24 protein-coding genes and 1 riboswitch are annotated in these 25,934 nt (G+C 69.9%); of the genes, 13 read left to right on the forward strand and 11 right to left on the reverse strand.

The genetic code is table 11. The features are described 5' to 3' along the window. Nucleotides 1–27: 27 nt before the first annotated feature. Nucleotides 28–945: a 1-aminocyclopropane-1-carboxylate deaminase/D-cysteine desulfhydrase gene (locus IE107_RS07465; RefSeq protein WP_189542367.1), complete on the forward strand. Its 918-nt coding sequence runs from the start codon at nucleotides 28–30 to the stop codon at nucleotides 943–945. On the opposite strand, the gene IE107_RS07470 is transcribed toward IE107_RS07465, so the two are convergent. Then, nucleotides 918–2,522, reverse strand: a complete 1,605-nt coding sequence (locus IE107_RS07470) for a Na+/H+ antiporter (protein WP_189542369.1) — start codon at nucleotides 2,520–2,522, stop codon at nucleotides 918–920. The genes IE107_RS07465 and IE107_RS07470 overlap by 28 nt on opposite strands. 35 nt (nucleotides 2,523–2,557) lie before the next feature. On the opposite strand from IE107_RS07470, the gene IE107_RS07475 reads away from it, so the two are divergent. From IE107_RS07475 to IE107_RS07485, 3 genes are all read left to right on the forward strand, one after another. Next, nucleotides 2,558–2,818, forward strand: coding sequence for a UBP-type zinc finger domain-containing protein (locus IE107_RS07475; protein WP_189542371.1), 261 nt, complete (start codon nucleotides 2,558–2,560; stop codon nucleotides 2,816–2,818). Between the two features lie 230 nt (nucleotides 2,819–3,048). Beyond that, complete coding sequence (locus IE107_RS07480) at nucleotides 3,049–3,462, forward strand: ATP-binding protein (RefSeq protein WP_072483809.1); 414 nt, start codon at nucleotides 3,049–3,051, stop codon at nucleotides 3,460–3,462. A 23-nt stretch (nucleotides 3,463–3,485) separates the two neighbouring features. Continuing rightward, nucleotides 3,486–4,409 carry an RNA polymerase sigma factor SigF gene (locus IE107_RS07485; RefSeq protein WP_189542373.1) on the forward strand — a complete coding sequence of 308 codons (924 nt, stop codon included), beginning with the start codon at nucleotides 3,486–3,488 and terminating at the stop codon, nucleotides 4,407–4,409. 53 nt (nucleotides 4,410–4,462) lie between these two features. Here the strand turns inward: IE107_RS07485 and IE107_RS07490 are convergent, their stop codons facing one another. Continuing rightward, nucleotides 4,463–4,918, reverse strand: a complete 456-nt coding sequence (locus IE107_RS07490; protein ID WP_189542375.1) for a hypothetical protein — start codon at nucleotides 4,916–4,918, stop codon at nucleotides 4,463–4,465. Nucleotides 4,919–5,080: 162 nt separating this feature from the next. Between IE107_RS07490 and IE107_RS07495 the strand changes: the two genes are divergently transcribed. Further along, nucleotides 5,081–6,049 carry a diacylglycerol/lipid kinase family protein gene (locus tag IE107_RS07495; protein ID WP_189542377.1) on the forward strand — a complete coding sequence of 323 codons (969 nt, stop codon included), beginning with the start codon at nucleotides 5,081–5,083 and terminating at the stop codon, nucleotides 6,047–6,049. Nucleotides 6,050–6,367: 318 nt separating this feature from the next. Then, nucleotides 6,368–6,625, forward strand: a complete 258-nt coding sequence (locus IE107_RS07500; protein WP_003953983.1) for a WhiB family transcriptional regulator — start codon at nucleotides 6,368–6,370, stop codon at nucleotides 6,623–6,625. 202 nt (nucleotides 6,626–6,827) lie between these two features. Here IE107_RS07500 and IE107_RS07505 read toward each other — a convergent pair whose 3' ends face one another. Continuing rightward, nucleotides 6,828–8,294, reverse strand: coding sequence for a PAS domain-containing sensor histidine kinase (locus IE107_RS07505; RefSeq protein ID WP_189542900.1), 1,467 nt, complete (start codon nucleotides 8,292–8,294; stop codon nucleotides 6,828–6,830). 765 nt (nucleotides 8,295–9,059) lie between these two features. Between IE107_RS07505 and nagB the strand changes: the two genes are divergently transcribed. Beyond that, the gene (nagB, locus tag IE107_RS07510; protein ID WP_189542379.1) at nucleotides 9,060–9,845 is read left to right on the forward strand and encodes a glucosamine-6-phosphate deaminase; all 786 of its coding nucleotides are present in this window, start codon (nucleotides 9,060–9,062) and stop codon (nucleotides 9,843–9,845) included. A 119-nt stretch (nucleotides 9,846–9,964) separates the two neighbouring features. Here nagB and IE107_RS07515 read toward each other — a convergent pair whose 3' ends face one another. From IE107_RS07515 to IE107_RS07530, 4 genes are all read right to left on the reverse strand, one after another. Continuing rightward, complete coding sequence (locus IE107_RS07515; RefSeq protein ID WP_189542381.1) at nucleotides 9,965–11,506, reverse strand: glycoside hydrolase family 3 protein; 1,542 nt, start codon at nucleotides 11,504–11,506, stop codon at nucleotides 9,965–9,967. A gap of 8 nt (nucleotides 11,507–11,514) precedes the next feature. Then, nucleotides 11,515–12,372, reverse strand: coding sequence for a carbohydrate ABC transporter permease (locus IE107_RS07520; RefSeq protein ID WP_189542383.1), 858 nt, complete (start codon nucleotides 12,370–12,372; stop codon nucleotides 11,515–11,517). Then, entirely contained in the window at nucleotides 12,369–13,364 is a 996-nt protein-coding gene (locus tag IE107_RS07525) for a carbohydrate ABC transporter permease (protein WP_189542385.1), read from the reverse strand. The genes IE107_RS07520 and IE107_RS07525 overlap by 4 nt, the downstream gene beginning before the upstream one ends. Nucleotides 13,365–13,496: 132 nt before the next feature. Continuing rightward, the gene (locus IE107_RS07530) at nucleotides 13,497–14,798 is read right to left on the reverse strand and encodes an extracellular solute-binding protein (protein ID WP_189542394.1); all 1,302 of its coding nucleotides are present in this window, start codon (nucleotides 14,796–14,798) and stop codon (nucleotides 13,497–13,499) included. A 279-nt stretch (nucleotides 14,799–15,077) separates the two neighbouring features. Between IE107_RS07530 and IE107_RS07535 the strand changes: the two genes are divergently transcribed. From IE107_RS07535 to IE107_RS07555, 5 genes are all read left to right on the forward strand, one after another. Next, entirely contained in the window at nucleotides 15,078–15,842 is a 765-nt protein-coding gene (locus tag IE107_RS07535) for a GntR family transcriptional regulator (protein ID WP_189542397.1), read from the forward strand. Nucleotides 15,843–16,068: 226 nt separating this feature from the next. Then, nucleotides 16,069–16,323 carry a DUF3311 domain-containing protein gene (locus tag IE107_RS07540; RefSeq protein WP_189542399.1) on the forward strand — a complete coding sequence of 85 codons (255 nt, stop codon included), beginning with the start codon at nucleotides 16,069–16,071 and terminating at the stop codon, nucleotides 16,321–16,323. After that, a complete protein-coding gene (gene mctP / locus IE107_RS07545) occupies nucleotides 16,320–17,954 on the forward strand; it encodes a monocarboxylate uptake permease MctP (RefSeq protein ID WP_189542401.1) in 1,635 nt (544 codons plus the stop codon). The genes IE107_RS07540 and mctP overlap by 4 nt, the downstream gene beginning before the upstream one ends. 169 nt (nucleotides 17,955–18,123) lie before the next feature. Beyond that, a riboswitch (cobalamin riboswitch) is annotated at nucleotides 18,124–18,251 on the forward strand. A 142-nt stretch (nucleotides 18,252–18,393) separates the two neighbouring features. Next, nucleotides 18,394–20,805, forward strand: coding sequence for a ribonucleoside-diphosphate reductase subunit alpha (locus IE107_RS07550; protein WP_189542403.1), 2,412 nt, complete (start codon nucleotides 18,394–18,396; stop codon nucleotides 20,803–20,805). Further along, on the forward strand, nucleotides 20,805–21,839 hold the full coding sequence (locus IE107_RS07555; RefSeq protein WP_189542405.1) for a ribonucleotide-diphosphate reductase subunit beta: 1,035 nt from the start codon (nucleotides 20,805–20,807) through the stop codon (nucleotides 21,837–21,839). Before IE107_RS07550 ends, IE107_RS07555 begins: the two co-directional genes overlap by 1 nt. A gap of 15 nt (nucleotides 21,840–21,854) precedes the next feature. On the opposite strand, the gene IE107_RS07560 is transcribed toward IE107_RS07555, so the two are convergent. After that, the gene (locus IE107_RS07560; RefSeq protein ID WP_189542407.1) at nucleotides 21,855–22,067 is read right to left on the reverse strand and encodes a hypothetical protein; all 213 of its coding nucleotides are present in this window, start codon (nucleotides 22,065–22,067) and stop codon (nucleotides 21,855–21,857) included. 81 nt (nucleotides 22,068–22,148) lie between these two features. Here IE107_RS07560 and IE107_RS07565 point away from each other — a divergent pair, with 81 nt between their 5' ends. Then, the gene (locus IE107_RS07565; RefSeq protein ID WP_189542409.1) at nucleotides 22,149–23,123 is read left to right on the forward strand and encodes a helix-turn-helix domain-containing protein; all 975 of its coding nucleotides are present in this window, start codon (nucleotides 22,149–22,151) and stop codon (nucleotides 23,121–23,123) included. A 131-nt stretch (nucleotides 23,124–23,254) separates the two neighbouring features. Here the strand turns inward: IE107_RS07565 and IE107_RS07570 are convergent, their stop codons facing one another. The 3 genes from IE107_RS07570 to IE107_RS07580 all read right to left on the reverse strand — a co-directional run bounded on the left by IE107_RS07570 (nucleotide 23,255) and on the right by IE107_RS07580 (nucleotide 25,914). Next, nucleotides 23,255–23,992 (reverse strand): D-Ala-D-Ala carboxypeptidase family metallohydrolase, encoded by a 738-nt coding sequence (locus tag IE107_RS07570; protein WP_189542420.1) that lies wholly within the window; start codon nucleotides 23,990–23,992, stop codon nucleotides 23,255–23,257. A gap of 168 nt (nucleotides 23,993–24,160) precedes the next feature. Then, the gene (def, locus tag IE107_RS07575) at nucleotides 24,161–24,799 is read right to left on the reverse strand and encodes a peptide deformylase (RefSeq protein WP_189542422.1); all 639 of its coding nucleotides are present in this window, start codon (nucleotides 24,797–24,799) and stop codon (nucleotides 24,161–24,163) included. Nucleotides 24,800–24,921: 122 nt separating this feature from the next. Then, nucleotides 24,922–25,914: a tetratricopeptide repeat protein gene (locus IE107_RS07580; RefSeq protein ID WP_189542424.1), complete on the reverse strand. Its 993-nt coding sequence runs from the start codon at nucleotides 25,912–25,914 to the stop codon at nucleotides 24,922–24,924. Nucleotides 25,915–25,934 lie beyond the last annotated feature (20 nt).

The following is a 25,934-nucleotide window of genomic DNA, read 5'->3' on the forward strand; positions in this document are numbered from 1 at the left end:
CCCCTGCGGTCCGGCGACAATTGCGGCATGGCCTCCGAAGCGCTCGACCTCGCCCGGCTGCGGCCGGTGCTGCCCTCGCCCCTGCAGCCGGTCGAGGACGAGCGCTTCGCGCGCCGCGGCGTACGGCTGCTGCTCAAGCGTGACGATCTGATCCACCCCGATCTGCCCGGCAACAAATGGCGCAAGCTCGCCCCCAATCTGCGGGCCGCCGCCGGGCGCACCGTGCTGACCTTCGGCGGCGCGTACTCCAACCACCTGCGGGCCACCGCCGCCGCCGGGCGGCTGCTCGGCTTTCCCACCGTCGGGGTCGTACGCGGCGACGAACTGGCCGGCCGGCCGCTGAACCCCTCACTGGCCCGGTGCGCCGCCGACGGCATGACCCTGCACTTCGTGGACCGCGCGACCTACCGCGCGAAGGGCGATCCTGAGGTCCTGGCGGGGCTGCTGAGCGCCTTCGGGGAATGCTGTGTCGTCCCGGAGGGCGGCAGCAACGCCCTGGCCGCACAGGGCTGCACAGAGCTGGGGCGCGAGCTGCGCGGCCGGGCCGACACGGTCGCGGTGGCCTGCGGCACCGGGGGCACCCTCGCCGGTCTCGCCGCCGGCCTCGCCCCCGGGCAGCGCGCCCTCGGCGTCCCGGTGCTGCGCGGCGGCTTCCTCGGGGACGCGGTGCGCGAACTGCAGCAGGAGGCCTTCGGCGGCCCGGCCGGGTCGTGGTCCCTGGACGAGCGCTTCCACTTCGGCGGCTACGCCCGTACGACCCCGGCCCTGCACGCCTTCGCCGACGACTTCGAGCAGCGACACGGCCTGCCCGTGGAGCGGCTCTACGTCGCCAAGCTGCTCCACGCGCTCACCGAACTGGCCGGGGAGGGCGCGTTCCCTCCGGGAACCACGGTCGCGGCGGTCGTCACGGGCAGCCCTCAGGGGGCGTCCGACTCCTCCCGGTAGGCCGCCGCCTCCTCCAGGTCGAGCCGTCTGAGCAGCGTCCGCAGCATCTCGTCGTCGATCCGCCGCTCGTCCCGCAGCGTCACGAAGACCGACCGCTCGGCCTCGATCATCTCCCTGGCCAGCCGTCGGTAGGTGTCGTCCGCCGACTCCCCGGTCAGCGGATTGGCCGCGCCCAGCCGCTCCCACACGGCGTTGCGGCGGCGCTCCAGCACGGTGCGCAGCCGGTCGGCGAGGGGTCCCGGCAGCTGGTTGCGGCGATCGGCGAGCAGCTCGTCCAGCCGCGCCTCGGCGGCCGCGGATGCCTCGCTCTGGGCCTGCGCCTCGGCCAGCGTCTGGGCCTTCGCGTCGCGCCCCGGGAGCTTCAGGACCCGCACCAGCAGCGGCAGGCTGAGCCCCTGGACGACCAGGGTGCCGATGACGGTGGTGAAGGTCAGGAACAGCACCAGGTTGCGGGCCGGAAACGGGCTCCCGTCGGACACGGCGAACGGGATGGAGAAGGCGATGGCGAGCGAGACGACGCCGCGCATCCCGGCCCAGCTGACGATCAGCGGCGCCGTCCAGTCGGTGTCGGGCTCGCGTTCCCTGATCCGTTTCGACAGCCACCGGGGCAGGTACGTCGCCGGATAGACCCAGATGAAGCGGACCACGACCACGGCGAGGAAGACGGCCACCGCGTACCGGACCGCGTCACCCACGGCGTACGCGCCGAGCCCCTTCAGCACGAAGGGCAGCTGGAGCCCGATCAGCGCGAAGACCGCGGACTCCAGGACGAACGCGACCATCTTCCAGACGGCCGCCTCCTGGAGCCGGGTCGCGAAGTCCACCTGCCAGGCCCGGTGCCCCAGGTAGAGCGCCACGACGACCACGGCGAGCACCCCGGAGGCGTGTACGTGTTCGGCCGCCGCGTACGCCACGAAGGGGATCAGCAGCGACAGCGTGTTCTGCAGCAGCGCTTCCTTGAGGTGGGTGCGCAGCCAGTGCAGCGGCACCATCAGCGCCAGGCCGACCGCGACCCCGCCGACCGCGGCGAGGAAGAACTCGCCGATCGCAGCGCCCCAGCTCATCCCCTCGCCCACGGCGGCGGCGACCGCCACCTTGTAGGCGGTGATCGCGGTGGCGTCGTTCACCAGGGACTCGCCCTGCAGGACCGTCGTGACCCGGCCGGGCAGCCCGACCCGGCGCGCGATCGCGGCGGCCGTGACCGCGTCCGGCGGGGCGACGACCGCGCCGAGCACCAGCGCGGCGGTGAGCGGCAGGTCGGGCACGAGGCGGTACGCCAGCCAGCCGACCGCGACCGTCGCGAACAGGACGTAACCGACCGACAGCAGCGCGACCGGCCGGAGATTGGCCCGCAGATCGAGGTACGAGCTGTCGACGGCCGCCGTGTAGAGCAAGGGCGGCAGCAGCAGCGGCAGCACGATGTGCGCGTCCAGGGTGTAGGTGGGCACCCCGGGCAGATAGGAGGCGATCAGGCCCACGGTGACGAGCAGCAGCGGGGCAGGCACCGGGGTACGGCGGGCCGCCCCCGCGACCGCCGCACTGGCCGCGACCAGTCCCACCAGCGGCAATACGTCCATTCCACGGTCCTCGCATCCGTCGTAACCTGACAATCATGAGTGACTGCCTCCATGTGTCCGCACTGCCGCGCCCCGAACCGGCACCGCTCAGCGCGACGTGTCCCGGCTGCCTCGCGGCGGGCACCCACCCCGTGCAGCTGCGGCTCTGCCTGGTCTGCGGCCATGTCGGCTGCTGTGATTCGTCGCCGCTCCAGCACGCCACGGGCCACTTCAAGGAGACGGGCCATCCGGTGATGCGGAGCTTCGAGCCGGGCGAGAGCTGGCGCTGGTGCTTCGAGGACGGTTCGATCGTCTGAGGCCTGGGTACGTCAAACCGGCGCCGGTTGTTCGCAATTGACCGCCGCAGACCCCTACCCACTGTGTGTACCCATGGGCTTACCATGAGTGACAGCCATGGGCTGGGGCTCTGGCGACACGGCATCATGGGTCGCGATAGCGTCGCGGACCAGAACCGAAGACGTACCGCATGGCTCCGGGGCACCCTTCCCGGATCCTCGAAAGAGTTTGTGCCACCTTGGAGGTGAGGGTGTCCCAGATCGCAGGCGAGCCCGGGAATCAGGACTTCGTAGAGGTCCGGCTGCCCGCTGCGGGTGCCTACCTGTCGGTGCTGCGTACGGCCACGGCCGGTCTCGCAGCGCGCTTGGACTTCACCCTCGACGAGATCGAGGATCTTCGCATCGCGGTCGACGAGGCCTGCGCGATCCTGCTTCAGCAGGCCGTGCCGGGCTCCGTCCTCAGCTGCGTCTTCCGGCTCGTCGAGGATTCTCTCGAGGTCACGGTGGCCGCCCCCACGACGGACGGACGGGCACCGGAGCGCGACACCTTCGCCTGGACGGTGCTCTCCGCACTGGCCGGGAAGGTCGACTCCTCGGTGGCCGACGACCGTACGGTCAGCATCAGCCTCTACAAACAGCGCGGCGCGGGACCCGGGCCGGCGTGAGCAGCGGGAACGGGGACGGTCCTGTGCGGGACGAATCGATGCGACCAGGGGTGGTGCGCGCAGCAGGCATCCCGGAACAACAGGCCCTCCCCCATCCGGTGGACGGGGACGGGCCGACAGGCCGTACGGTCGCGGTGGAGCAGTCGCAGGCGGAGCGGGCAGGCCAGATGAGCGAGCACGGGCACCACGATCCACACGACCGCAGCGGGGCGCGGGCGCTCTTCGTCGAACTGCGCGCGCTCCCCGACGGCTCGCCCGAGAAGGCGGAGCTGCGCAATCAGCTGGTGCGGATGCATCTGCCGCTCGTGGAGCATCTGGCCCGCCGGTTCCGCAACCGCGGCGAGCCGCTCGACGATCTGACCCAGGTCGCCACGATCGGCCTGATCAAGTCGGTGGACCGGTTCGACCCGGACCGCGGCGTCGAGTTCTCGACGTACGCGACCCCGACGGTCGTGGGCGAGATCAAGCGCCACTTCCGTGACAAGGGCTGGGCGGTCCGGGTGCCGCGCCGGCTCCAGGAGCTGCGGCTCTCGCTGACCACGGCCACCGCGGAGCTCTCCCAGCAGCACGGCCGCTCACCCACGGTCCACGAGCTGGCGGAGCGACTGGGCATCTCCGAGGAAGAGGTCCTGGAGGGCCTGGAGTCGGCCAACGCGTACAGCACGCTCTCACTGGACGTGCCGGACACGGACGACGAGTCCCCCGCGGTCGCGGACACACTGGGCTCCGAGGACGAGGCGCTGGAGGGCGTCGAGTACCGGGAGTCGCTCAAGCCGCTGCTGGAGGACCTGCCGCCGCGCGAGAAGCGGATTCTGCTGCTGCGCTTCTTCGGCAACATGACCCAGTCGCAGATCGCGCAGGAGGTCGGCATCTCGCAGATGCATGTCTCCCGGCTGCTGGCCCGCACGCTGGCACAGCTGCGCGAGCGGTTGCTCGTCGAGGAGTAGGCGGCCGCCCGGTGGCGCCGGTCCGCCCCGCCCGGTCATCGGGCGGGGCGCACTCAGTTCTCCGGGTTGGTGCCCGGCCGGCGGATACCGAGCGCCTCGACCGTCGTCGGCCTGACCAGCTGGTAGAGCGCCGTCAGGGTCACCGCGGCGAGGACGATCCCGGCCGGGATCAGCGCGCCGTGCGACCTCAGCAGCGTCCAGGCCACCGGGAGCGCGATGATCTGCGTGATGAGCGCGGGACCGCGGCTCCAGCTGCGCCGCCGCAGCAGACCGCGGGCGGCGGACAGCGGGATCAGGGCGAGCGCGATCAGCGTCAGACCGCCCATCTCCGCCTGCTGCGGGCTCTCGGGGTCTCCGAGCAGACCCATGACCAGCATGTAGATCCCGCCGATGGCCAGCGCCGCCCCTTCCAGGGCGGTGAGTGCGGCAACGAGAGTGATCCTGCTCGGCTTCACCGGTTCGAGCCTCGGCGAGGGCGACGAGGCGGGCGTGTTCTGCTGAGTACTCACCCTTGCAGGTTGGCATCCCGAGGTCACGAAAGCGAAGCCGGGGTCGGAATCGGTACGGGGACGGAGGACCGGCCCGCCCCGCAGCACCCGGACCGTCACCGAGCGTGAAGGTCTGGGGGCAGGACTTCAGAGTGATACCGCACGGTAGGTAGTCTGGCCGTCATGCGCGCACTCCTCGTGGTCAATCCAGCTGCTACCACCACCAGTGCGCGGACCCGTGACGTGCTCATCCACGCGCTGGCCAGCGAGATGAAGCTGGAGGCCGTGACCACGGAATACCGCGGCCACGCCCGGGACCTGGGGCGGCGGGCCGCGGACGACGACGACATCGACATGGTGGTCGCCCTGGGCGGCGACGGCACGGTCAACGAGGTCGTCAACGGCCTCCTCCACAACGGCCCCGACCTGGACAACCTCCCGCGCCTCGCGGTGGTCCCCGGCGGGTCCACCAATGTGTTCGCGCGCGCTCTGGGCCTGCCCAACGACGCGGTGGAGGCGACCGGAGCGATCCTGGACGCACTCGCCAACCGGACCGAACGCACGGTCGGCCTCGGGCTGGCGGTCGGCACCCCCGGCACGGAGGACGAATCGGTCCCGGAACGCTGGTTCACCTTCTGCGCCGGCCTCGGATTCGACGCGGGCGTGGTCGGCCGCGTCGAACAGCAACGCGAACGCGGCAAGCGCTCCACGCACGCGCTCTACGTACGCCAGGTGCTCCGGCAATTCATCGACGAGCCGCACCGCAGGCAAGGCGTGATGACCCTGGAGACCCCCGGGCACGAACCGGTCACCGATCTGGCGCTGTCCATAATCTCCAACACCGCCCCCTGGTCCTACCTGGGCAATCGTCCTCTGTACGCGTCCCCGAAGGCCACTTTCGACACCGGCCTGGACGTGCTCGGGCTGAAGCGGCTCTCCACCCCGGCGGTCGCCCGCTACGGCACCCAGCTGCTCACTTCGAGCCCGGAGAGGGGCCCGTCCGGCAAGCACGCGGTTTCACTCCATGACCTCACGGACTTCACCTTGCATTCAAAGGTGCCGCTCCCCTTCCAGATGGACGGCGACCACCTGGGAGTGCGCACGAGTGTGACGTTCACAGGCGTACGCCGTGCACTGCGTGTGATTGTGTGAGTGGAAGGGGCCAAAGTCCTTTGACTCGAACGTTTGGGCTGGGCTCCACCCCATAGAAGTACGGCTGTGACCTAGTCGACACCGAGGAATCAAAAAAAAGTTTCCAGAAGGGGTTGTATCCGCCGCTGAGGTTTGCGAATCTCTACATGGCGATCGGGACGGCCCGCAACACCGGCCTCCACTGAGAGCCAGAACCCCTCCTTACTGCACAGGACCACAACCAGTTCATCTGGGCGTCGGCCCGTCACCTGCGGGGGGATTCGTGAAAGCGTTCACATTCACAAGCACAGTATGTAATACCAAGGAGAGGTAGCAGCCATGGACTGGCGTCACAACGCCGTTTGTCGCGAGGAAGACCCCGAGCTGTTCTTCCCCATCGGCAACACCGGTCCTGCGCTGCTGCAGATCGAGGAAGCCAAGGCCGTCTGCCGTCGCTGCCCCGTCATGGAGCAGTGCCTGCAGTGGGCGCTCGAGTCCGGCCAGGACTCCGGCGTCTGGGGTGGCCTCAGCGAGGACGAGCGTCGCGCCATGAAGCGTCGCGCCGCTCGCAACCGGGCGCGCAACGCCAGCGCCTGACCGACGCCACCGCTACGAGCCTCAGCCAGGCGGCGCGTACAGAGCGTACGCACAACCCCGCCCCCCGAGTCGCAGCGCGCAGTACCCCCGAAGCGCATGCATGAACAGTGAGCCCGGACCGTGCGAACGGTCCGGGCTCACTGCTGTGTTCACGCTGCCGCCGGTCCGCCCGTCCACAGCGGTGAACAGACCGGCCGGCGGGCTACTTCTGGGGCAGGACGGGGATGTCGAGCACGACCTGGGTGCCGCGCTCGGGGGCCGGGACCATGCCGAAGGTTCCGCCCAACTCGCCTTCCACCAGTGTCCGGACGATCTGCAGACCCAGATTGCCGGCGCGCTGCGGATCGAACCCCTCGGGCAGCCCGCACCCGTCGTCCTGGACCGTGATCAGCAGCCGCGCTCCGGCGGAGGAACCGCCGCGCACCGCGGACACCTCCACCGTGCCGGACTCGGCGAGGGTGAAGGCGTGTTCCAGGGCGTTCTGCAGGACCTCCGTGAGCACCATCGCCAGGGGTGTGGCCACTTCGGCGTCGAGGATGCCGAAGCGTCCCGTCCGGCGGCAGGTGACCTTGCCCGGCGAGATCTCGGCGACCATCGCGATGACACGGTCGGCGATCTCGTCGAACTCCACCCGCTCGTCCAGATTCTGGGACAGCGTCTCATGGACGATGGCGATCGAACCGACGCGCCGTACCGCCTCGTTGAGCGCCTCGCGGCCCCGTACGGAGTCCATCCGCCGGGCCTGGAGGCGCAACAGGGCGGCAACGGTCTGGAGGTTGTTCTTCACCCGGTGGTGGATCTCCCGGATGGTGGCGTCCTTGGTGATCAACTCGCGTTCGCGGCGGCGGAGTTCGGTGACGTCCCGGAGCAGGACCAGGGAGCCGATGCGGACACCCTTGGGCTTGAGCGGGATCGCCCGGAGCTGGATCACCCCGCCCGCGCACTCGACCTCGAACTCCCGGGGCGCGTAGCCGCTGGCCAGTTTCACCAGGGCCTCGTCCACCGGGCCCCGGGAGGGAGCGAGTTCGGCGGTGATGCCGCCCAGGTGCTGGCCGACCAGATCGGAGGCGAGGCCGAGCCGGTGGTACGCGGAGAGGCCGTTGGGGCTGGCGTACTGGACGACCCCGTCGGCGTCGAGCCGGATCAGCCCGTCGCCGACGCGCGGCGAGGCGTCCATGTCGACCTGCTGGCCGGGGAAGGGGAAGGCCCCGGCAGCGATCATCTGGGCCAGGTCGGCGGCCGACTGGAGGTAGGTGAGCTCCAGCCTGGACGGGGTCCGGACGGTGAGGAGGTTCGTGTTGCGCGCGATGACGCCGAGGACCCGGCCCTCCCTGCGCACGGGGATCGACTCGACCCGTACCGGCACCTCCTCGCGCCACTCCGGGTCGCCCTCGCGCACGATCCGGCCCTCGTCCAGCGCCGCGTCCAGCAGCGGACGGCGGCCGCGCGGCACCAGATGCCCGACCATGTCGTCCTGGTAGGAGGTGGGGCCGGTGTTGGGGCGCATCTGCGCCACGGACACATAGCGGGTGCCGTCACGGGTGGGGACCCAGAGCACGAGGTCGGCGAAGGAGAGGTCGGAGAGCAGCTGCCACTCCGAGACCAGCAGGTGCAGCCACTCCAGGTCGGTGTCGCTGAGGGCTGTGTGCTGGCGGACGAGGTCGTTCATGGAGGGCACGTGTGCGAGCGTACCCGCGGAGGAGCAATGGTTCCGAACCGGACGACCGGGCTGTGCGTGCAAGGGGAGAAGGCCGGAAAATTGCGGCCGTCGTATGGATGGACACGGCGAATGGTCTAGTCCACAATGCTGGGGACAGAACTTCCGCTCTCCCCGCACAGGAGAGTGGATCGAGGTACCGCGCTCTCTGCCCTGACCGCGCCGGTACCTCTCCCCGGCCGGGGGCACCGCACACCGCCGGCCGACCGGACCGTCCGTGAAGGCCGGTCTTACTCCGGGCTGCGGTGCCGGACGGGCCGAGGGTCCCGTCCCGGCGCCGTGGCCCGCGGGTGCTTTCGGGGCAGTTCCCGTATTCGGCGGGTCCGGTGACCTCGGCCAGGGCGCGGAGCGCGTCAGGGTCCTGACCGCGGGCGATCGTCATCTCCTGCGCCGCATCCGGAGCGGCAGGATCTCCAGGACCGCCCGGAACTCCCCGGCGACCCCGGCCGTCGGCAGCCCGGCCGTCCCACCGGACATGATCCGGCCCGGCCGCCCGCCTCCTCGGCCGGAGAATGGCGGACATGTCGAGCACTTCCCAGCGGCGCCCCGGTGCGTCGGCAGTGCCGTTCGGACGAGTCTGGCACGGTGCGCCGGACATCCGCCGGCGGACCGCGTCCGGGACGTGAACATCCCGTGCCCGCGTTGCCCGGGTCTGCTAGATTGGAGACCAATTGGTCTATACCACCTGACTCAACTCTTCAGATCGGCAGGCCCCGCGTGGAAGTTGTCATCGTCCCGGACGCCAAGGCAGGCGGCGAACTCATCGCGGAGGCCATCGGTGCCCTGCTGAGCCGCAAGCCCGACGCCCTGCTCGGCGTTGCCACCGGCTCGACCCCGCTGCCCATCTACCAGGCTCTGGCGGCCAAGGTCCGCTCCGGTGCCGTCGACGCCTCGCGCGCCCGCATCTGCCAGCTCGACGAGTACGTCGGGCTGCCCGCGGGCCACCCCGAGTCCTACCGCTCCGTGGTGCTGCGCGAGGTCATCGAACCGCTCGGCCTGTCCGAGGCGTCCTTCATGGGCCCGGACGGCGCCGCCGAGGACGTCCGGGCGGCCTGCCTGGCGTACGACAAGGCGCTCGCCGAGGCCGGCGGGGTGGACCTGCAGCTCCTCGGCATCGGCACCGACGGGCATATCGGCTTCAACGAGCCGTGCTCCTCGCTCGCCTCCCGCACCCGGATCAAGACGCTCACCGAGCAGACCCGCATCGACAACGCGCGCTTCTTCGACAACGACATCACGCAGGTGCCGCACCACGTGATCACCCAGGGCATCGGCACCATCCTGGAGTCCCGCCACCCGATCCTGCTCGCCACCGGCGAGGGCAAGGCGGACGCCGTTGCGCGGACAGTGGAGGGGCCGGTCGCCTCGTTCGTGCCCGCCTCGGCGCTCCAGCTGCACCCGCACGCGACGGTGGTGGTGGACGAGGCCGCCGCGTCGAAGCTGAAGCTGGCGGACTACTTCCGCGCCACGTATGCCGCGAAGCCGGCGTGGCAGGGGCTGTAGGCACCCCCGGACACACGGAAGAGGGCCGGGGAACCCACCGCGGGTGCCCCCGGCCCTCTCGTATGCCGTCGCGGGCCCGGCCGGGCGTGATGCGGCCCCGGCCCTCATCACGCCGGCTCTCAGGCCGTCGGGCCGTCCGTGCCCCTGACGACGAGCTCCGCCGCCGCGAGGCCGCAGACGCGGGCCGCGCCGTGGGTGGCGATGTGCAGGGCGCCCCTGGGGGCCGCCTGCGGGACGCCCATCTCGACGACGACCGTGTCGGGGCGCTGCGCCACCAGGGCGTCGAGCGCCTCGCCCATCCAGGCGTGGCGGTGGACGTCACGGACGACCACGACGATGCGCCGCTCCCCCGCCGCCCGCAGCACCGCGGCGACGGGTGCCTCGGTCTCGCTGCTGTACGCGCCGGTCCCGGTGCCCGGCAGCAGCCGGGCCAGCTCGGCGGCGACGCCCCACGGGGTCTCGTTGCCGACGGCGATGTTCGACGCGGAGGTGAACGCGGCGACGTACGCGGGCTCGGTCAGCGGGCCCGCGGAGCCGGTCACCCGCACCGCCCGGCGGGCGGCGACCAGGCCGATGCCGGAGCCGGTTCCGGTGCCGGGCCCGGTCCCCTCCTGCCTTGCCGCGCCCGACTCCGAACCGGCCCCCCTGGCCCCCTGCGTCCAGGACGCGAGGGCACGCACCCGTGCGGCCGCGTCCGCGAGCCGCTCCTCGGCGAGTTCACCGCTGCGCACGGCCCGGACCAGCGCGTCGCGCAGCCGGAGCACCGTGCCGTCGTCCTTCAGGCCGCCGCCGACGCACAGCGCGTCGGCCCCGGCGGCGATCGCGAGGACGGAACCGTGCTCGATGCCGTACGTCGCGGCGATGGCCTGCATCTCCACGGCGTCGGTGATGATCAGTCCGTCGTAGCCCAGCTCCTCGCGGAGCAGGCCGGTGAGGATCCGCGGGCTCACGGTGGCGGGGTGGTCCGGGTCGAGCGCCGGCAGCAGGATGTGCGCGCTCATCACGCACTTGGTGCCCGCCGCGATGGCCGCCCGGAAGGGCACCAGCTCACGGGCGTGCAGGGTCTCCAGGTCCACGTCGATGCGCGGCAGCGCGTGGTGCGAGTCGATCGCGGTGTCGCCGTGCCCCGGGAAGTGCTTGGTGCAGGCGGCGACCCCGGCGGCCTGGAGGCCCTCGACGTATGCGGCGGTGTGCCGGGCCACGAGCTGGGTGTCGGCGCCGAAGGACCGTACGCCGATGACCGGGTTGCCCGGGTTGGAGTTGACGTCCGCGGACGGCGCCCAGTTGAGGTTGACGCCGCACTCGGCGAGCCGGCGGCCGAGCTCCTGGGCGACCGCGCGGGTCAGGCCGAGGTCGTCGACGTGGCCGAGGGCGAGGTTGCCGGGGAACGAGGAGCCGGTGCGCACCTCCAGGCGGGTGACGTCACCGCCCTCCTCGTCGATCGCGACGAGGATGTCCTCGCGCTCGGCCCTGAGCTGGGCGGTGAGCGCGGCGACCTGCTCGGGCGTGCGGATGTTGCGGCCGAACAGGGCGACGGAGGCGAGACCTTCGTCGACCCGGCGCAGCACCCAGTCCGGGGCGGTGGTGCCGGTGAATCCGGGCTGCAGGACGGCGAGCGCGTCGCGGGTGACGGTGTCCGTGGCGGATATCAGGGTGGTCATGGGCGGCGTTATCCCTTCACGGCACCGGAGGTGAGGCCGGTCGCCATGTACTTCTGGACCAGCAGGAAGAAGGCCACGACCGGGATGGCGATCAGCGTGGAGGCCGCCATCAGCGCGCCGTAGTCGATGCCTCGCGAGGTGGTGAAGTTCATCAGCCACACGTTGAGCGTGTATTTGTCGTTGTCCTGCAGCACGACGTAGGCGAGCAGGTATTCGTTCCAGGCCGTGATCAGCGAGAAGATGGACGCGGCGGCGAGGCCGGGGGCCAGCAGGGGGAAGGTGACGCGCCAGAACGCTCCCATCCGGCTGCAGCCGTCGACCATGGCCGACTCCTCCAGCTCCTGCGGAATGTTGATCACGAAGCCGCGGATCATCCAGGTGGCGAACGGCAGGGTGGAGACGAGGTAGATGACGATGACGCCCCAGTACTCGTTGAGTCCACCGAGGTCGTTGAGCTGGATGTAAATGGGGATCAGCATGGCCGTCGGGGGCAGCAGCTGGACGACGAGCAGCACGATCATGAAGAACTTGCGTCCGCGGAACCGGAAGCGGCCGATGGCGAAGGCCGCGATCGTGGCCAGCAGCATGCCGCCGAGGACAGCGACACCGCACACGATGAGGCTGGATTCGATGGCGGTGGCGAAGTTCGGCTGTTTGACGGCCCGGGAGAAGTTGTCGAAGGTGATCGACGTCGGCCAGAGCGTCTGGTCGTAGCTGCGGATCTCGGCGTTGGGCCGCAGGGAGCTGACGATCAGCCAGTAGACCGGGAACGCCATCAGCACGAAGGCGACGAGGCCCGCGATGTTGTAGCCGATGCGGCTCTTCTTGCGGTCCGGGCGGAGGACCCGGGGGGCGGAGGTACTCACTCGACCTCTCCGATCTTGAGCAGCTGGCGCAGGTAGTACACGGCGACGCCGGACAGCAGCAGGACCGTGATGAGTGAGATGGCGGCGCCCTGGCTGAACGAGTTGGACTCGAAGGCCTTCTCGAACGAGTAGATGCCGAGGACGGAGTACTCGGGTTCCGGCTTGTTGCCGCGCATCAGGAAGATCTGGCCGAAGACATTGAAGTCCCACAGCACGGAAAGGGTGGCGACCATCTGGAAGACCGGCTTGATGACGGGCCAGGTGACGAAGCGGAAGACGCCGAAGGTGCCGGCTCCGTCGAGCGATGCGGCTTCTTCGAGCTCCTTGGGAACCTGGGTCAGCGCGGCGTACAAGGTCACGGAGACGAAGGGGACGGCGCCCCAGACCACCACCGCGCCGATGACGACGAAGCCCTGCTTCGGGTCCAGGAACCAGTTGTGTCCCTGTGCGTCGATCCCGAGGTACTTGGTCAGCACCATGTTCAGGACGCCGTAGTCGGAGTCGGCGAACCACCGGAAGATGGAGGTGGCCACGAGGAGCGGCATGGACCAGGCGGCGACCAGCGCGGCGGTCAGCAGGAGCCGTACCCACGTGGACATCCGCTGCATGAGCATGGAGAGGCCCAGGCCGACGGCCATGGTCGCCACGACGCAGACGGCCATGAAGACGACGGTCCGCAGGACGACGTGCCAGAACTCGCCGTCTCCGAGGATGTTGGTGAACTGGTCGAAGCCCACCCACGGAGCGGCATCTCCCGTCCACAGCTCACGGCGCCCCACGTCCTGGAAGGACATGACGACCGTCTTGATGAAGGGCCAGACGAACACGGCGGCGATCGCGATGAACGCCGGAGCTATCAGGAGGTACGGCAGCAGAGCGCCGGCCTTCCGCGGTGGACGATTCCCGTTCGTCGCAGGCTGGGGTCGCGTCCCCTCAGGGGCCCGCGGGACGGACACCGGCGGGTCGGCTGCTTTCATATCGGCGGCACTCACTGTGCTGGCCTTCCGTTCGGACCTGGTACCGGAGGACAGGGGTGGCAGCTCCTTCGGACTGCCACCCCCGCAGATGATCACTGGAGTCGGTGGTTCACGGACTCACCGGCTCGGACTCCGTGAGCCGGAGGCTCAGGACTCCTTGTTGATCATCGAGTCGATCTCCGCGTCGGCCGCCTCGGTGGCCTCCGCGACCGACTTGCCCTTGATGATGTCGAGCAGCATGATCTCGAGCGTTTCCTTCTTCTCGATCGCCGTCCAGCCCGGGGCGATCGGCGTGAACCAGGCGTCCGGCACGGCGTTGGCGATGGCCGCGGTCTCCGGCTTGGCCTTCAGCGGCTCGAGCTGCTTGGTGTTGTTCGGAAGGATGTTCTTGGAAGCGAGCACCTCTTCGGACTTCTCGCTGGTGAACATCGAGATCCACTCCTCGCCGAGGTCCTGGATCTTGGACTTGGAGATGGTGGCCAGGTCGGAGCCGCCGATGAAGGAGGGGAGGGCCTTGCCGTTCGGACCGGGCATGCCCGCCGTGGCGATCTTGCCCTCCAGCTTCGGGTTGCCGTTCGCCTTGGAGTCGACGACGCTGCCGGCTTCCCAGCCGTTGCCGTAGAGAAGCGCGGTCTTCTCGTTGGCCATGACGTTGGCGTGGTCCGCCTCGTCCTTGGTCTTGTCCCCGCGGTTGTACTTCTTGACCAGCTCGACGAAGTCCCCGATGCCCTTCTGGGCTTCGGGGGTGGAGAGGGTGGACTTCCACTCCTTCTTGCCCTCGTCGTACTCGGCTATCCGGCCGCCCTCGGCCGCGACGTAGGACATCGCGGCGTACCAGTAGCGACCCGGCAGGTACAGCGGCGAGAACGCCTTGTCCTTGCCGTACTTCGCGCCGACCTTGTCGAGCGCGGCGGTCAGCTCGTCCTGCGTGGCGGGGAGGGTGTCCTTGCCGGTGCCGGCCTTGAACATGTCCTTGTTGTAGATCGCCACGCGGGCGCCGGCGTAGTAGGGCACGCAGTACTGCTTGCCCTCGAAGGCGCAAGTGTCCTTCAGACCCTTGATCCAGGTGTCCGAGTTCTCGTACTTCTTCGGGTCGATCTCGCCAAGAGCCCCGTTGAGGATGTACGTCATGGTCTCGGTGTTGCCGAGCTCGACCACGTCCGGGAACTTGTCGCCGGCCAGAGCGGCGTCGAGCTTCTTGGCCTTGTCCGCCCACGTCTGGTACTGGACATCGACCTTGACGTTCGGGTACTTCGCCTTGAACTGGCTGTTGACATCCTTGACCAGCTCGGGCCAGGTGCTCTGCGCGTCCGACATCAGCCAGACGGTGAGCGTCTCCTTACGGTCCTTCGGGTCCTTGGACGACGTCTTGTCGTCGTCCGAACCGCACGCTGCGACCGAAACCAACATGCCCGCGACGCCGATCGCCGCGATGAGCTTGCGCTTCACGCCACCCTCCTCAGGGATGCTGCAACCCCTCCCCACCGCGAAGACCGTCGACGAGTACTGCTGGGGCTGGAACCTGGTCTTTAATGGTTTAGACCAGCACGGGGAGCTTGGCCTAGACCTTTTGGGGTGTCAAGGGTGTATAAGAAGTGCACTCGCGTCCGTTATCGGACCGACACCTGAGGGAGGGCGACCAGCCGTGACCGGACCGTGCCACCATGTGAGCCGCGACAGACGGAGGAGCCGGTGACGGCAGCAACGCAAGCGTCGGGAAGGCGGACCATGGGTGCCGACGGGGGCAGTACGGAGAACGAGACGGGCGCGGCCACAAGGACGGCGCGCGTCCCGAAGTACTACCGGCTGAAGCGACATCTGCTCGACATGACGGACACCATGCCGCCCGGCACCCCTGTGCCGCCGGAGCGGACCCTGGCCGCCGAGTTCGACACCTCGCGCACCACCGTGCGCCAGGCGCTCCAGGAGCTGGTCGTCGAGGGCCGGCTGGAGCGCATCCAGGGCAAGGGCACCTTCGTCGCCAAGCCGAAGGTCTCGCAGGCCCTGCAACTCACCTCGTACACCGAGGACATGCGCGCCCAGGGCCTCGAACCGACCTCCCAGCTGCTGGACATCGGCTACGTGACGGCCGACGACACACTCGCGGGACTGCTCGACATCACCACCGGCGGCCGGGTGCTGCGGATCGAGCGGCTGCGGCTCGCCAGCGGTGAGCCGATGGCGATCGAGACCACCCACCTTTCGGCCAAACGCTTCCCCGCGCTGCGCCGTTCGCTGGTGAAGTACACCTCCCTCTACACCGCGCTGGCGGAGGTGTACGACGTACGGCTGGCCGAGGCCGAGGAGACCATCGAGACCTCGCTGGCCACCCCGCGCGAGGCCGGTCTGCTCGGTACGGACGTGGGCCTGCCGATGCTGATGCTCTCCCGGCACTCGCTCGACGGACAGGGCGAGCCGGTGGAGTGGGTGCGCTCGGTCTACCGCGGCGACCGGTACAAGTTCGTGGCACGCCTCAAGCGGCCCGCGGACTGATTCCGCGCCACCGCTCGGGCCCCCGTGGAACGCAGCACTCCGCGGGGATCCCGGGCATGCCCCGGGGCGGGCCGATTGCCGTACGTGTGACGGGATCACGAACAGAAGTACCTGCTCAGGGGACCGTTGCCGGACCGCAATGCGGACAGGGGGTGACGGTGACCGGAAGCCTCCCCTAGATTTCCTGCGCATCACAAGGTGATCAGCGAGGGGACGGAGTCGCCGCATGCCAGCAGGCCCAGCAGGAAAGCCGCCCACCGTCACACCGGTGCGGGTGGTCATCGCCCTCTGCCTCGTCGCGCCGTTCGTGGCGATGCTCTGGGTGGGTTCGTACGCGAAGGTGGACCCCACCTTCATCGGCATTCCGTTCTTCTACTGGTACCAGATGCTCTGGGTGCTGATCTCCACCGCGCTCACGACGGTCGCGTACAAGCTGTGGCAGCGCGACCAGCGCGCCCGCAAGGGAGGTGAGTCGGCATGAAGGACGGTGTGAACGGCGTCGCGCTCGGCGTCTTCATCTTCTTCTTCGCGGCCGTCACGGTCATGGGCTTCCTCGCGGCGCGCTGGCGCAAGGCCGAGAACGAGGCCAGCCTCGACGAATGGGGCCTGGGCGGACGGTCGTTCGGCACCTGGGTCACCTGGTTCCTGCTCGGCGGCGACCTGTACACCGCGTACACCTTCGTCGCCGTGCCGGCGGCGATCTACGCGGCGGGCGCGGCGGGCTTCTTCGCCGTCCCGTACACCATCCTGGTGTACCCGCTGATCTTCACCTTCCTGCCGCGGCTGTGGTCGGTCTCGCACAAGCACGGGTACGTCACCACCTCGGACTTCGTGCGCGGGCGCTTCGGCTCGAAGGGCCTGTCGCTGGCAGTCGCCGTCACGGGCATCCTCGCCACGATGCCGTACATCGCGCTCCAGCTCGTCGGCATCCAGGCGGTGCTGGACGTGATGGGCGTCGGCGGCGGCGAGAACACCCACTGGTTCGTCAAGGACCTGCCGCTGCTGATCGCGTTCGCGGTGCTCGCCGCGTACACCTACTCGTCCGGGCTGCGGGCGCCCGCGCTCATCGCGTTCGTCAAGGACGGGCTGATCTACCTGGTCATCGCGGTGGCGATCATCTACATCCCGATCAAGCTGGGCGGCTTCGACGACATCTTCGCCAAGGCGGGCGAGGCGTTCTCCGAGACCAACCCGGCCACCGGCAAGCCGCGCGGCGCGCTCGCGCCGGGCGAGGCGGGCCAGTGGGGGTACGCCACCCTGGCGCTGGGCTCGGCGCTGGCGCTGTTCATGTATCCGCACTCGATCACGGCGACGCTCTCCAGCCGCAGCCGCAACGTCATCCGGCGCAACACCACGATCCTGCCGCTGTACTCGCTGATGCTGGGCCTGCTCGCGCTGCTCGGCTTCATGGTCATCGCCGCCGGGATCAAGGTGGACAACGGGCAGCTGGCCATCCCGCAGCTGTTCGAGAACATGTTCCCGGACTGGTTCGCGGGCGTCGCCTTCGCCGCCATCGGCATCGGCGCGCTGGTGCCCGCCGCGATCATGTCGATCGCCGCGGCGAACCTCTTCACCCGCAACATCTACAAGGACTTCCTGAGGCCGGACGCGACCCCGGAGCAGGAGACCAAGGTCTCCAAGCTGGTGTCGCTGCTGGTCAAGGTCGGCGCGCTCGCCTTCGTCCTCACGATGGACAAGACGGTCGCGATCAATTTCCAGCTGCTCGGCGGCATCTGGATCCTCCAGACGATGCCGGCCCTGGTCGGCGGCCTGTTCACCCGCTGGTTCCACCGCTGGGCACTGCTCGCGGGCTGGGCGGTCGGCATGGTGTACGGAACGGTGGCCGCGTACGGGGTCGCCTCGCCGACACAGAAGCACTTCGGCGGCTCGTCCGCGGAGATCCCCGGCATCGGCGAGATCGGCTACATCGGCCTGACCGCGTTCGTGCTGAACGTGGTGGTGACGGTGGTGCTCACCTTCGCCCTGAACGCCGTGAAGGCACCCGTCGGCACCGACGAGACCTCCCCGGCCGACTACACCGCCGACGCGGGCGACCCGGGCGTCGAGACGGAACTCCCGCCGGCCACGGCGGGGGCGCCGGGCGGCCACTGACGACTGCGGCCCACGGCCCGTCGAGCCCCCTCCGGCGGGGCGCGGCGGGCCGTCGGTGTGGATCGGGCGCGCCGCCCCGGGAAAGGGCCGTACGGCTCATTCTGCGGGCCCGGCCCGATCTGCATGACACAAGATGTGGGGGCTGCCTCTTCGGCGAGCCCCCACATGTATGCTCGTCCTCGCTGTCGCCGCAGGGGAATCCGGTGAGAATCCGGAACTGTCCCGCAACGGTGTATTCAGTGCGCTTTTGTGCACCCCCGAGTCAGTCCGATGACCTGCCGGCAGCGCATCCGGCTCGACCGAACCGGATGCCCAGACGTCCGGGCCTCGCGGTTGGGCCGGTGGACGCCGTGCGGAGCGCTGCCCTGCCCCGGGTGTGTGCGTCCACAGGGCTGCCCCGTTCCCCGCCGGCCCCGAGCCGAGCGAGGGAGAGCACCACGTGACCATCGCGCCAGCCGATCCGGCTTCAGTCGCCGCGTCCGCAGCAGCCGAGTCCGAGGCAGCCGCACAGGACGGACCGGGAACCGCACTGCTGCGGACCCTGACCGACCTCACCGCCGATCTGCCCGACACCGACCCCGGCCGGGTCGCCGCCGCCGCGCTGCGCGGCCGCAGCGCCCGTGCGGACGAGGCGGAACTGCGCTCGCTGGCCACCGAGGCCGCCGCGGGCCTGATCTCCGAGGACCCCGCCTACTCCCGGCTCGCCGCCCGGCTCCTGACCCTCACCATCACGGACGAGGCGGCCGGCCAGGGCGCGGTCTCCTTCTCCGCCTCGGTCGCCGTCGGGCACCGCGAGGGCCTGATCGCGGACCGTACCGCCGAGTTCGTCGCCCGGCACGCGGCCGCCCTCGACGCACTGGTGGAGCGTTCGCTCGCCGACGGCGCGGACGACCGCTTCGGCTACTTCGGGCTGCGGACCCTGCACAGCCGCTATCTGCTGCGCCACCCGCACACCCGCCAGGTCATCGAGACGCCCCAGCACTTCATGCTGCGGGTCGCGTCCGGGCTGGCCGAGGACGAGTCGCAGCGGGCCGTGGACGAAGTGGCGGCGCTGTACGGGCTGATGAGCCGGCTCGACTACCTCCCCTCCTCCCCCACGCTCTTCAACTCCGGCACCCGGCACCCGCAGATGTCCTCCTGCTATCTGCTGGACTCCCCGCTGGACGAGCTCGACTCGATCTACGACCGCTACCACCAGGTGGCCCGGCTCTCCAAGCACGCGGGCGGCATCGGTCTGTCGTACTCCCGCATCCGCTCCCGCGGTTCACTGATCCGCGGCACCAACGGGCACTCCAACGGCATCGTGCCGTTCCTGAAGACGCTCGACGCCTCCGTCGCCGCGGTCAACCAGGGGGGCCGCCGCAAGGGCGCCGCCGCCGTCTACCTGGAGACCTGGCACGCGGACATCGAGGAGTTCCTGGAGCTGCGCGACAACACGGGCGAGGACCAGCGGCGTACGCACAACCTCAACCTGGCGCACTGGATCCCGGACGAGTTCATGCGTCGGGTCGACGCGGACGGCGACTGGTCGCTGTTCTCGCCCGCCGACGTACCCGGGCTCGTCGACCTGTGGGGCGACGAGTTCGACGCCGCGTACCGGGCCGCCGAGGCCCAGGGGCTGGCCCGCAAGTCGATCCCGGCCCGCGAGCTGTACGGCCGGATGATGCGCACCCTCGCGCAGACCGGCCAGGGTTGGATGACGTTCAAGGACGCCTCCAACCGGACCGCGAACCAGACCGCCGAGCCGGGCAGCGTCGTCCACTCGTCGAACCTGTGCACCGAGATCCTCGAAGTCACCGACGACGGCGAGACGGCGGTCTGCAACCTGGGCTCGGTCAACCTCGGCGCGTTCGTCGCCGACGGTGACATCGACTGGGAGCGGCTGGACGCCACCGTCCGCACCGCCGTGACCTTCCTGGACCGGGTCGTCGACATCAACTTCTACCCGACCGAGCAGGCCGGCCGCTCCAATGCGAAGTGGCGCCCGGTGGGCCTGGGCGCCATGGGTCTCCAGGACGTCTTCTTCAAGCTGCGGCTGCCTTTCGACTCCCCCGGGGCCCGCGCGCTCTCCACGAAGATCTCCGAGCGGATCATGCTCGCCGCGTACGAGGCGTCGTGCGAGCTCGCCGAGCGGTCCGGCCCGCTGCCGGCCTGGTCGCAGACGCGGGCGGCGCGCGGTGTGCTGCACCCCGACCACTACGACACCGAGCTGAACTGGCCACAGCGGTGGGAGGCGCTGCGCGCCCGCGTCGCGAAGAGCGGGATGCGTAATTCGCTGCTGCTCGCCATCGCGCCGACGGCGACGATCGCCTCGATCGCGGGGGTCTACGAGTGCATCGAGCCGCAGGTCTCCAACCTCTTCAAGCGCGAGACCCTCAGCGGTGAGTTCCTTCAGGTCAACGCGTATCTGGTGGATGAGCTGAAGCAGCTCGGCGTGTGGGACGCGCGGACCCGTGAGGCGCTGCGCGAGGCCAGTGGCTCGGTGCAGGGCTTCGCCTGGATCCCGGAGGAGGTGCGGGCGCTGTACCGCACGGCATGGGAGATCCCGCAGCGCGGCCTGATCGACATGGCGGCGGCCCGTACACCGTTCCTGGACCAGAGCCAGTCGCTGAACCTTTTCCTGGAGACGCCGACGATCGGCAAGCTCTCCTCGATGTACGCGTACGCCTGGAAGCAGGGTCTGAAGACGACGTACTACCTGCGCTCGCGCCCGGCGACCCGGATCGCCCGTGCCGCCTCCGGCCAGGCCTCGGCCGCAGCCCCCATTCCCGTACAGCAGGCTTCGGCGCCCGACGCGGACGCGATCGCCTGCTCCCTCGAAAACCCCGAGTCCTGCGAGGCCTGCCAGTAATGAGCTCCACCAACTCCGAGAAGACCGCGCTCGACAAAAACCTGCTGGACCCGGGCTTCGAGCTGACCCTGCGGCCCATGCGCTACCCGGACTTCTACGAGCGCTACCGCGACGCGATCAAGAACACCTGGACGGTGGAGGAGGTCGACCTGCACTCCGATGTCGCCGACCTCGCCAAGCTGTCCCCCGGCGAGCAGCACATGATCGGCCGGCTGGTCGCGTTCTTCGCGACGGGCGACTCGATCGTCTCCAACAACCTCGTGCTGACGCTGTACAAGCACATCAACTCCCCCGAGGCACGGCTGTATCTGTCGCGGCAGCTCTTCGAGGAGGCCGTGCACGTCCAGTTCTATCTGACGCTGCTGGACACCTATCTGCCCGATCCGGAGGACCGGGCGGCGGCGTTCGCGGCGGTGGAGAACATCCCCTCCATCCGTGAGAAGGCGCAGTTCTGCTTCAAGTGGATGGACTCGGTCGAGAAGATCGAGCGTCTTGAGACGAAGGCCGACCGCCGCCGGTTCCTGCTGAACCTGATCTGCTTCGCCGCGTGCATCGAGGGGCTGTTCTTCTACGGCGCGTTCGCGTACGTCTACTGGTTCCGCTCGCGGGGCCTGCTGCACGGTCTCGCCACGGGCACCAACTGGGTGTTCCGTGACGAGACGATGCACATGAACTTCGCGTTCGAGGTCGTGGACACCGTCCGCAAGGAGGAGCCGGACCTCTTCGACGACGAGCTCCAGCAGCAGGTCACCGACATGCTGAAGGAGGCCGTGGCCGCGGAGCTGCAGTTCGGCCGTGATCTGTGCGGCGACGGGCTGCCCGGCATGAACACCGAGTCGATGCGGCAGTACCTGGAGTGCGTCGCCGACCAGCGGCTCACCCGGCTGGGCTTCCCGGCGGTCTACGGCTCCGAGAACCCGTTCTCGTTCATGGAGCTCCAGGGCGTGCAGGAGCTGACGAACTTCTTCGAGCGCCGACCGTCCGCGTACCAGGTGGCGGTGGAGGGCTCGGTCGCCTTCGACGACGACTTCTAGCTAGTGCCGTAGGGCCTAGATCCTGGCCCAGCTTCTGAGGCAGGGGCGCCGCGCAGCCGTGACCGGCCGCGCGGCGTCCGCCGTTTGTGGGGGTCCGTCGCTCCGGGCCCGTTCCGCGGCGCGCAGCTCGCGGTCGATGCGGCGCTCGCGGGCGAGTCCGGCGAGGGTGGGGAGCAGGACGAGGGCGATAAGTGCGGCTATGCCCAGGACGTTCCGGAATGTGTTCATGGCTCTACTCTCGTCCGTGCGAACGGATCGCGGCAGTGGCAGGACTGTCATCGAGCATCGAATTACTGCCACACTGGCTCCATGCTGAAAAATGTCGCCGCTCTGCTGCTCGACGAGGTCCACCCCTTCGAACTGGGCGTGCTGTGCGAGGTCTTCGGACTCGACCGCAGCGACCAGGGGCTGCCGGTCCACGACTTCGCCGTGGTCTCCGCCGAGGGCCCGGTGCTCCGGACCCACGCCGGCTTCACCATCAGCACCCCGCACGGCCTCGACCGCCTGGAGGAGGCCGACCTCATCGCCGTGCCGGCCGGCGGCCGCTTCGTGGACCGGGACTACCCCGAAGAGGCCCTCGACGCCCTGCGCCGGGCCGTGGACCGGGGTGCCCGGGTGATGAGTGTCTGCTCCGGCGCGTACGCCCTGGGCGCGGCCGGACTGTTGGACGGGCGCCGCTGCACGACCCACTGGCGCCACGCGTCGGAGCTGGCCCGCCGCTTCCCGCGGGCCGTCGTCCAGCCCGATGTGCTGTACGTGGACGAGGGCCAGGTCATCACCTCGGCGGGCACGGCGGCCGGGATCGACGCCTGCCTGCACCTGATCCGGCAGGAGTACGGCCCCGATGCCGCGAACGCGCTCGCCCGCCGCATGGTGGTGCCGCCGCACCGGGACGGCGGTCAGGCGCAGTACATCGAGCGGCCACTGCCCCGCACCCCCTGCGACACCGTCGGCGAGACGCTCGCCTGGATGGAGCGCCACCTCGACCGGGAGATGACCGTCGAACAGCTCGCCGCCCAGGCGCACATGTCGCCGCGCACCTTCGCCCGCCGCTTCCAGCAGGAGACGGGCACCACTCCGTACCGCTGGCTGCTGCGCCAGCGGGTACTGCTGGCGCAGCACCTGCTGGAGACGTCCGACGAAACGGTGGACACGATCGCCGGGCGCACCGGCTTCGGGACCGCCGCCGCACTGCGCCACCAGTTCGTACGCTCCTTGTCCACCACGCCGAACGCGTACCGCCGCACCTTCCGCGGACCGGGCGCGACGGTCGAAGTGGCCTGATCCGCAAAGGATCCGACGCCGGCGGACCGGCGCCTGACCACGGGCGCGCGGCGAGCGGCGAGCGGCGCACGGCACGCGAAAGGCCCCGTGCACCGGTCCGGAAAGGAACCGGCGTACGGGGCCCCAATGCATCAGACGCCGCAGCCGGGCGCCGACCAGTAGTGCGAGGGGCCCTGGTTCACGTGGATGTGATCGTTGTGGCCGGGGTATCCCGGGCCGAGGATCCCGTTGAAGCCGTGGTTGCGGGCCTGCTTGGCGAGGGTGCACAGGGAGTGCGGTCCGGCGCCGAGGTCGGCCGCGTCGCCGTACATGTGACGGCTGTTGGACGCGCCGCCGACCGCGCTGTTGCAGGACGCGGAGCGGAAACCGCTGGTGATCCGGATGGACTGGTCACCGAGCGCGTGCCGCAGCGCCTCCAGCTTCCACATGGTGCTCAGCGCGTTGGCCTTCGCCGTGCCCGCCGCGACGGCACCACCCGCCCAGGTCGAATTGCACTGGTTGTGCTCGGCGTACGTGAAGTGCACCGGGGTGCAGTCGTTGTCCTGGAGCTCGTAGATCTTGGCCTGGGTGGCCGGGCCCGCGATGCCGTCCGCGGCGAGGCCGTAGGCGGCCTGGAAGCGCTTGACGGCAGCGGTGGTGGCCGGCCCGTAGGAGCCGTCGATGGCGAGTACGGAGTTGTAGCCGGGGTAGCCGGCCACCCGGATCTGGAGCTGGACGACGTCGTTGCCGGTGGCGCCGGGCGACAGGGTGCGGGTCCAGGTGTAGCAGCCGTCGGCCTGTGCGGTGCCGGCGGTCACCACGGCACCACCCACGGCGAAAGCCATGGTCATGACAAGCCCGAGCAGAAGTCGTGCGGTACGTCTGAGCATGAGGGGGCTCCCTGCCGTGAGGAGGTATGGGGAGAGAGCCTGTCGGACGAGTCGACGCGCGTCAACCACCCACGGATCAATGGTGATTGACAGTCACTCGCGGGTGAAGCCCGACGGGCCCGGTCCCCCTCGCGGAAGGACCGGGCCCGTCGGCAGCCGGGTGCGCGCTCAGTCGTTCGGCACGATCTCGTAGCGCGGCGTGTTCTCCGCCATCTGCCGCAGCGCATCCTTGCGGTCCCGCTTCGAGAGCCGGTCGATGTACAGGTAGCCGTACAGGTGGTCCGTCTCGTGCTGGAGGCAGCGTGCGAAGTAGCCGCTGCCCCGGACCTTGACCGGGTTCCCCTTGGCGTCCTGTCCGCGAACCACCGCGTAGTCCGGGCGGGCCAGCGAGGCGTACGCCGTCGGGACGGAGAGGCAGCCCTCGTTGGAGTCGTCGAGGACCCGGTCCTCGGGCGCCAGCTCTTCGAGCACCGGGTTGCAGACCGCGCCCACGTGCCGCACGCCCTCGTCGTCGGGGCAGTCGTAGACGAAGACCTTGAGGTCGACACCGATCTGGTTGGCGGCCAGGCCCACGCCCTCCGCCGTCCGCTGGCTGGCGAACATGTCGTCGATCAGCCGGGCCAGCTCGTCGTCGAACTCGGTGACGTCCTTGCACTCCTTGTGGAGCACGGGGTTGCCCACGACCGTGATCGGACGGGAGGTGCCGCGCTCGCGATGCGCCGCCTCACGCGCCTCGCAGTCCTCGGTGTCCACGACGAAACCCTCGTCGTCGACGCTGATCTGCTCGTCCGTCTCCTGCTGCGCCATGTCCGCCGTACGCCTTCCTCAAAACCCGAAACCCGGCCATACCTGAAACCCGGCCATCCGACAGTCCCGGGCCCGGGGCACCGGGCACCGCGACCGGTGCCCGTACAGCCTACGGGCACCGGTCAGCAGACTTCTTCGAGATCCCGCCACTCGCGGCTGTCCGGGCTGTCCGCCACCCAGCCGTCCAGCAGACCGCGCACCAGCCCGGCCGGCGCCGCTATCCCGCACTCCCGCTCGGGCACCCACAGCTCACCGGCGGTGCGGTGGCCCAGCGGGCCCGGATGCCCCGGCTCGCTGTGGTCGTGCGGATCGAGGTGCTCGCCGTCGCCCTCGTCGCTCTCCATCCGGCTCTCCGAGCAGGCCCGGCAGAGCAGCCGCACGGAGGACGACCAGTCCTCGGCGGCGAACCCGGCGTCGGACGCCAGCTGCTCCAGCGCGTCCCGGTCCGCCTCGGTGGCCGCTTCCAGCAGCACCACCCAGGTCGGCACGGGGGACGGCGCCCACAGCTCGATCTCGTCGAAGACGGGGTACGAGGGCCCCGCCGCGGTGACCCGCTCGCCGTTCGGCACCCCGTCGTGCAGGACGACCTCGCCCCAGCGGCGGCCGGACGACGGCAGCGGAATGGAGAGCACCTCCATCCGGGCCGGATCCAGCCTGCGGCCCCAGACCACCTCGGCCTCGCCCTCCGGCGACAGCCGTACCGCGGCGCTGCCCAGCTCCATCCCGACCGGCTCGCTGTTGGCCGCGGAGGTGTGCTGGCCGGCGCCCGGCACCTTCAGGCCGTACGCCTGCCAGGCCCGGCGGGCCAGCGGCCAGTCCTGCAGCGCGGTGGCGGCGATCCCGACGTTCCACCAGTCGGGAGCGCCGGATTCCTTGTCGAGCAGCGCGACGGCCCGCAGGCCCGCGGCTCTCGCCTGTTCCCAGTCATGCCGGAACTTGTGCAGCAGCGCCAGGTTGAACCACGACTCCGAGAGCCAGGGCTCCAGGTCCGCCGCACGTGTCAGCAGCGCGCCCGCGTCCTCGTACCGGCCGTCGCCGATCAGCGTGAACGCGCGGTCCGTGGCCTGCCGCCAAGAGGCGGAGGGCCGATGCCGTACCTTCCCGAAGATCCTCACGATTCCCGCCCGTCCCGACT

It is taken from the genome of Streptomyces gelaticus (genome assembly GCF_014649535.1).
In the GTDB taxonomy this organism is placed as follows: Bacteria; Actinomycetota; Actinomycetes; order Streptomycetales; family Streptomycetaceae; genus Streptomyces; species Streptomyces gelaticus.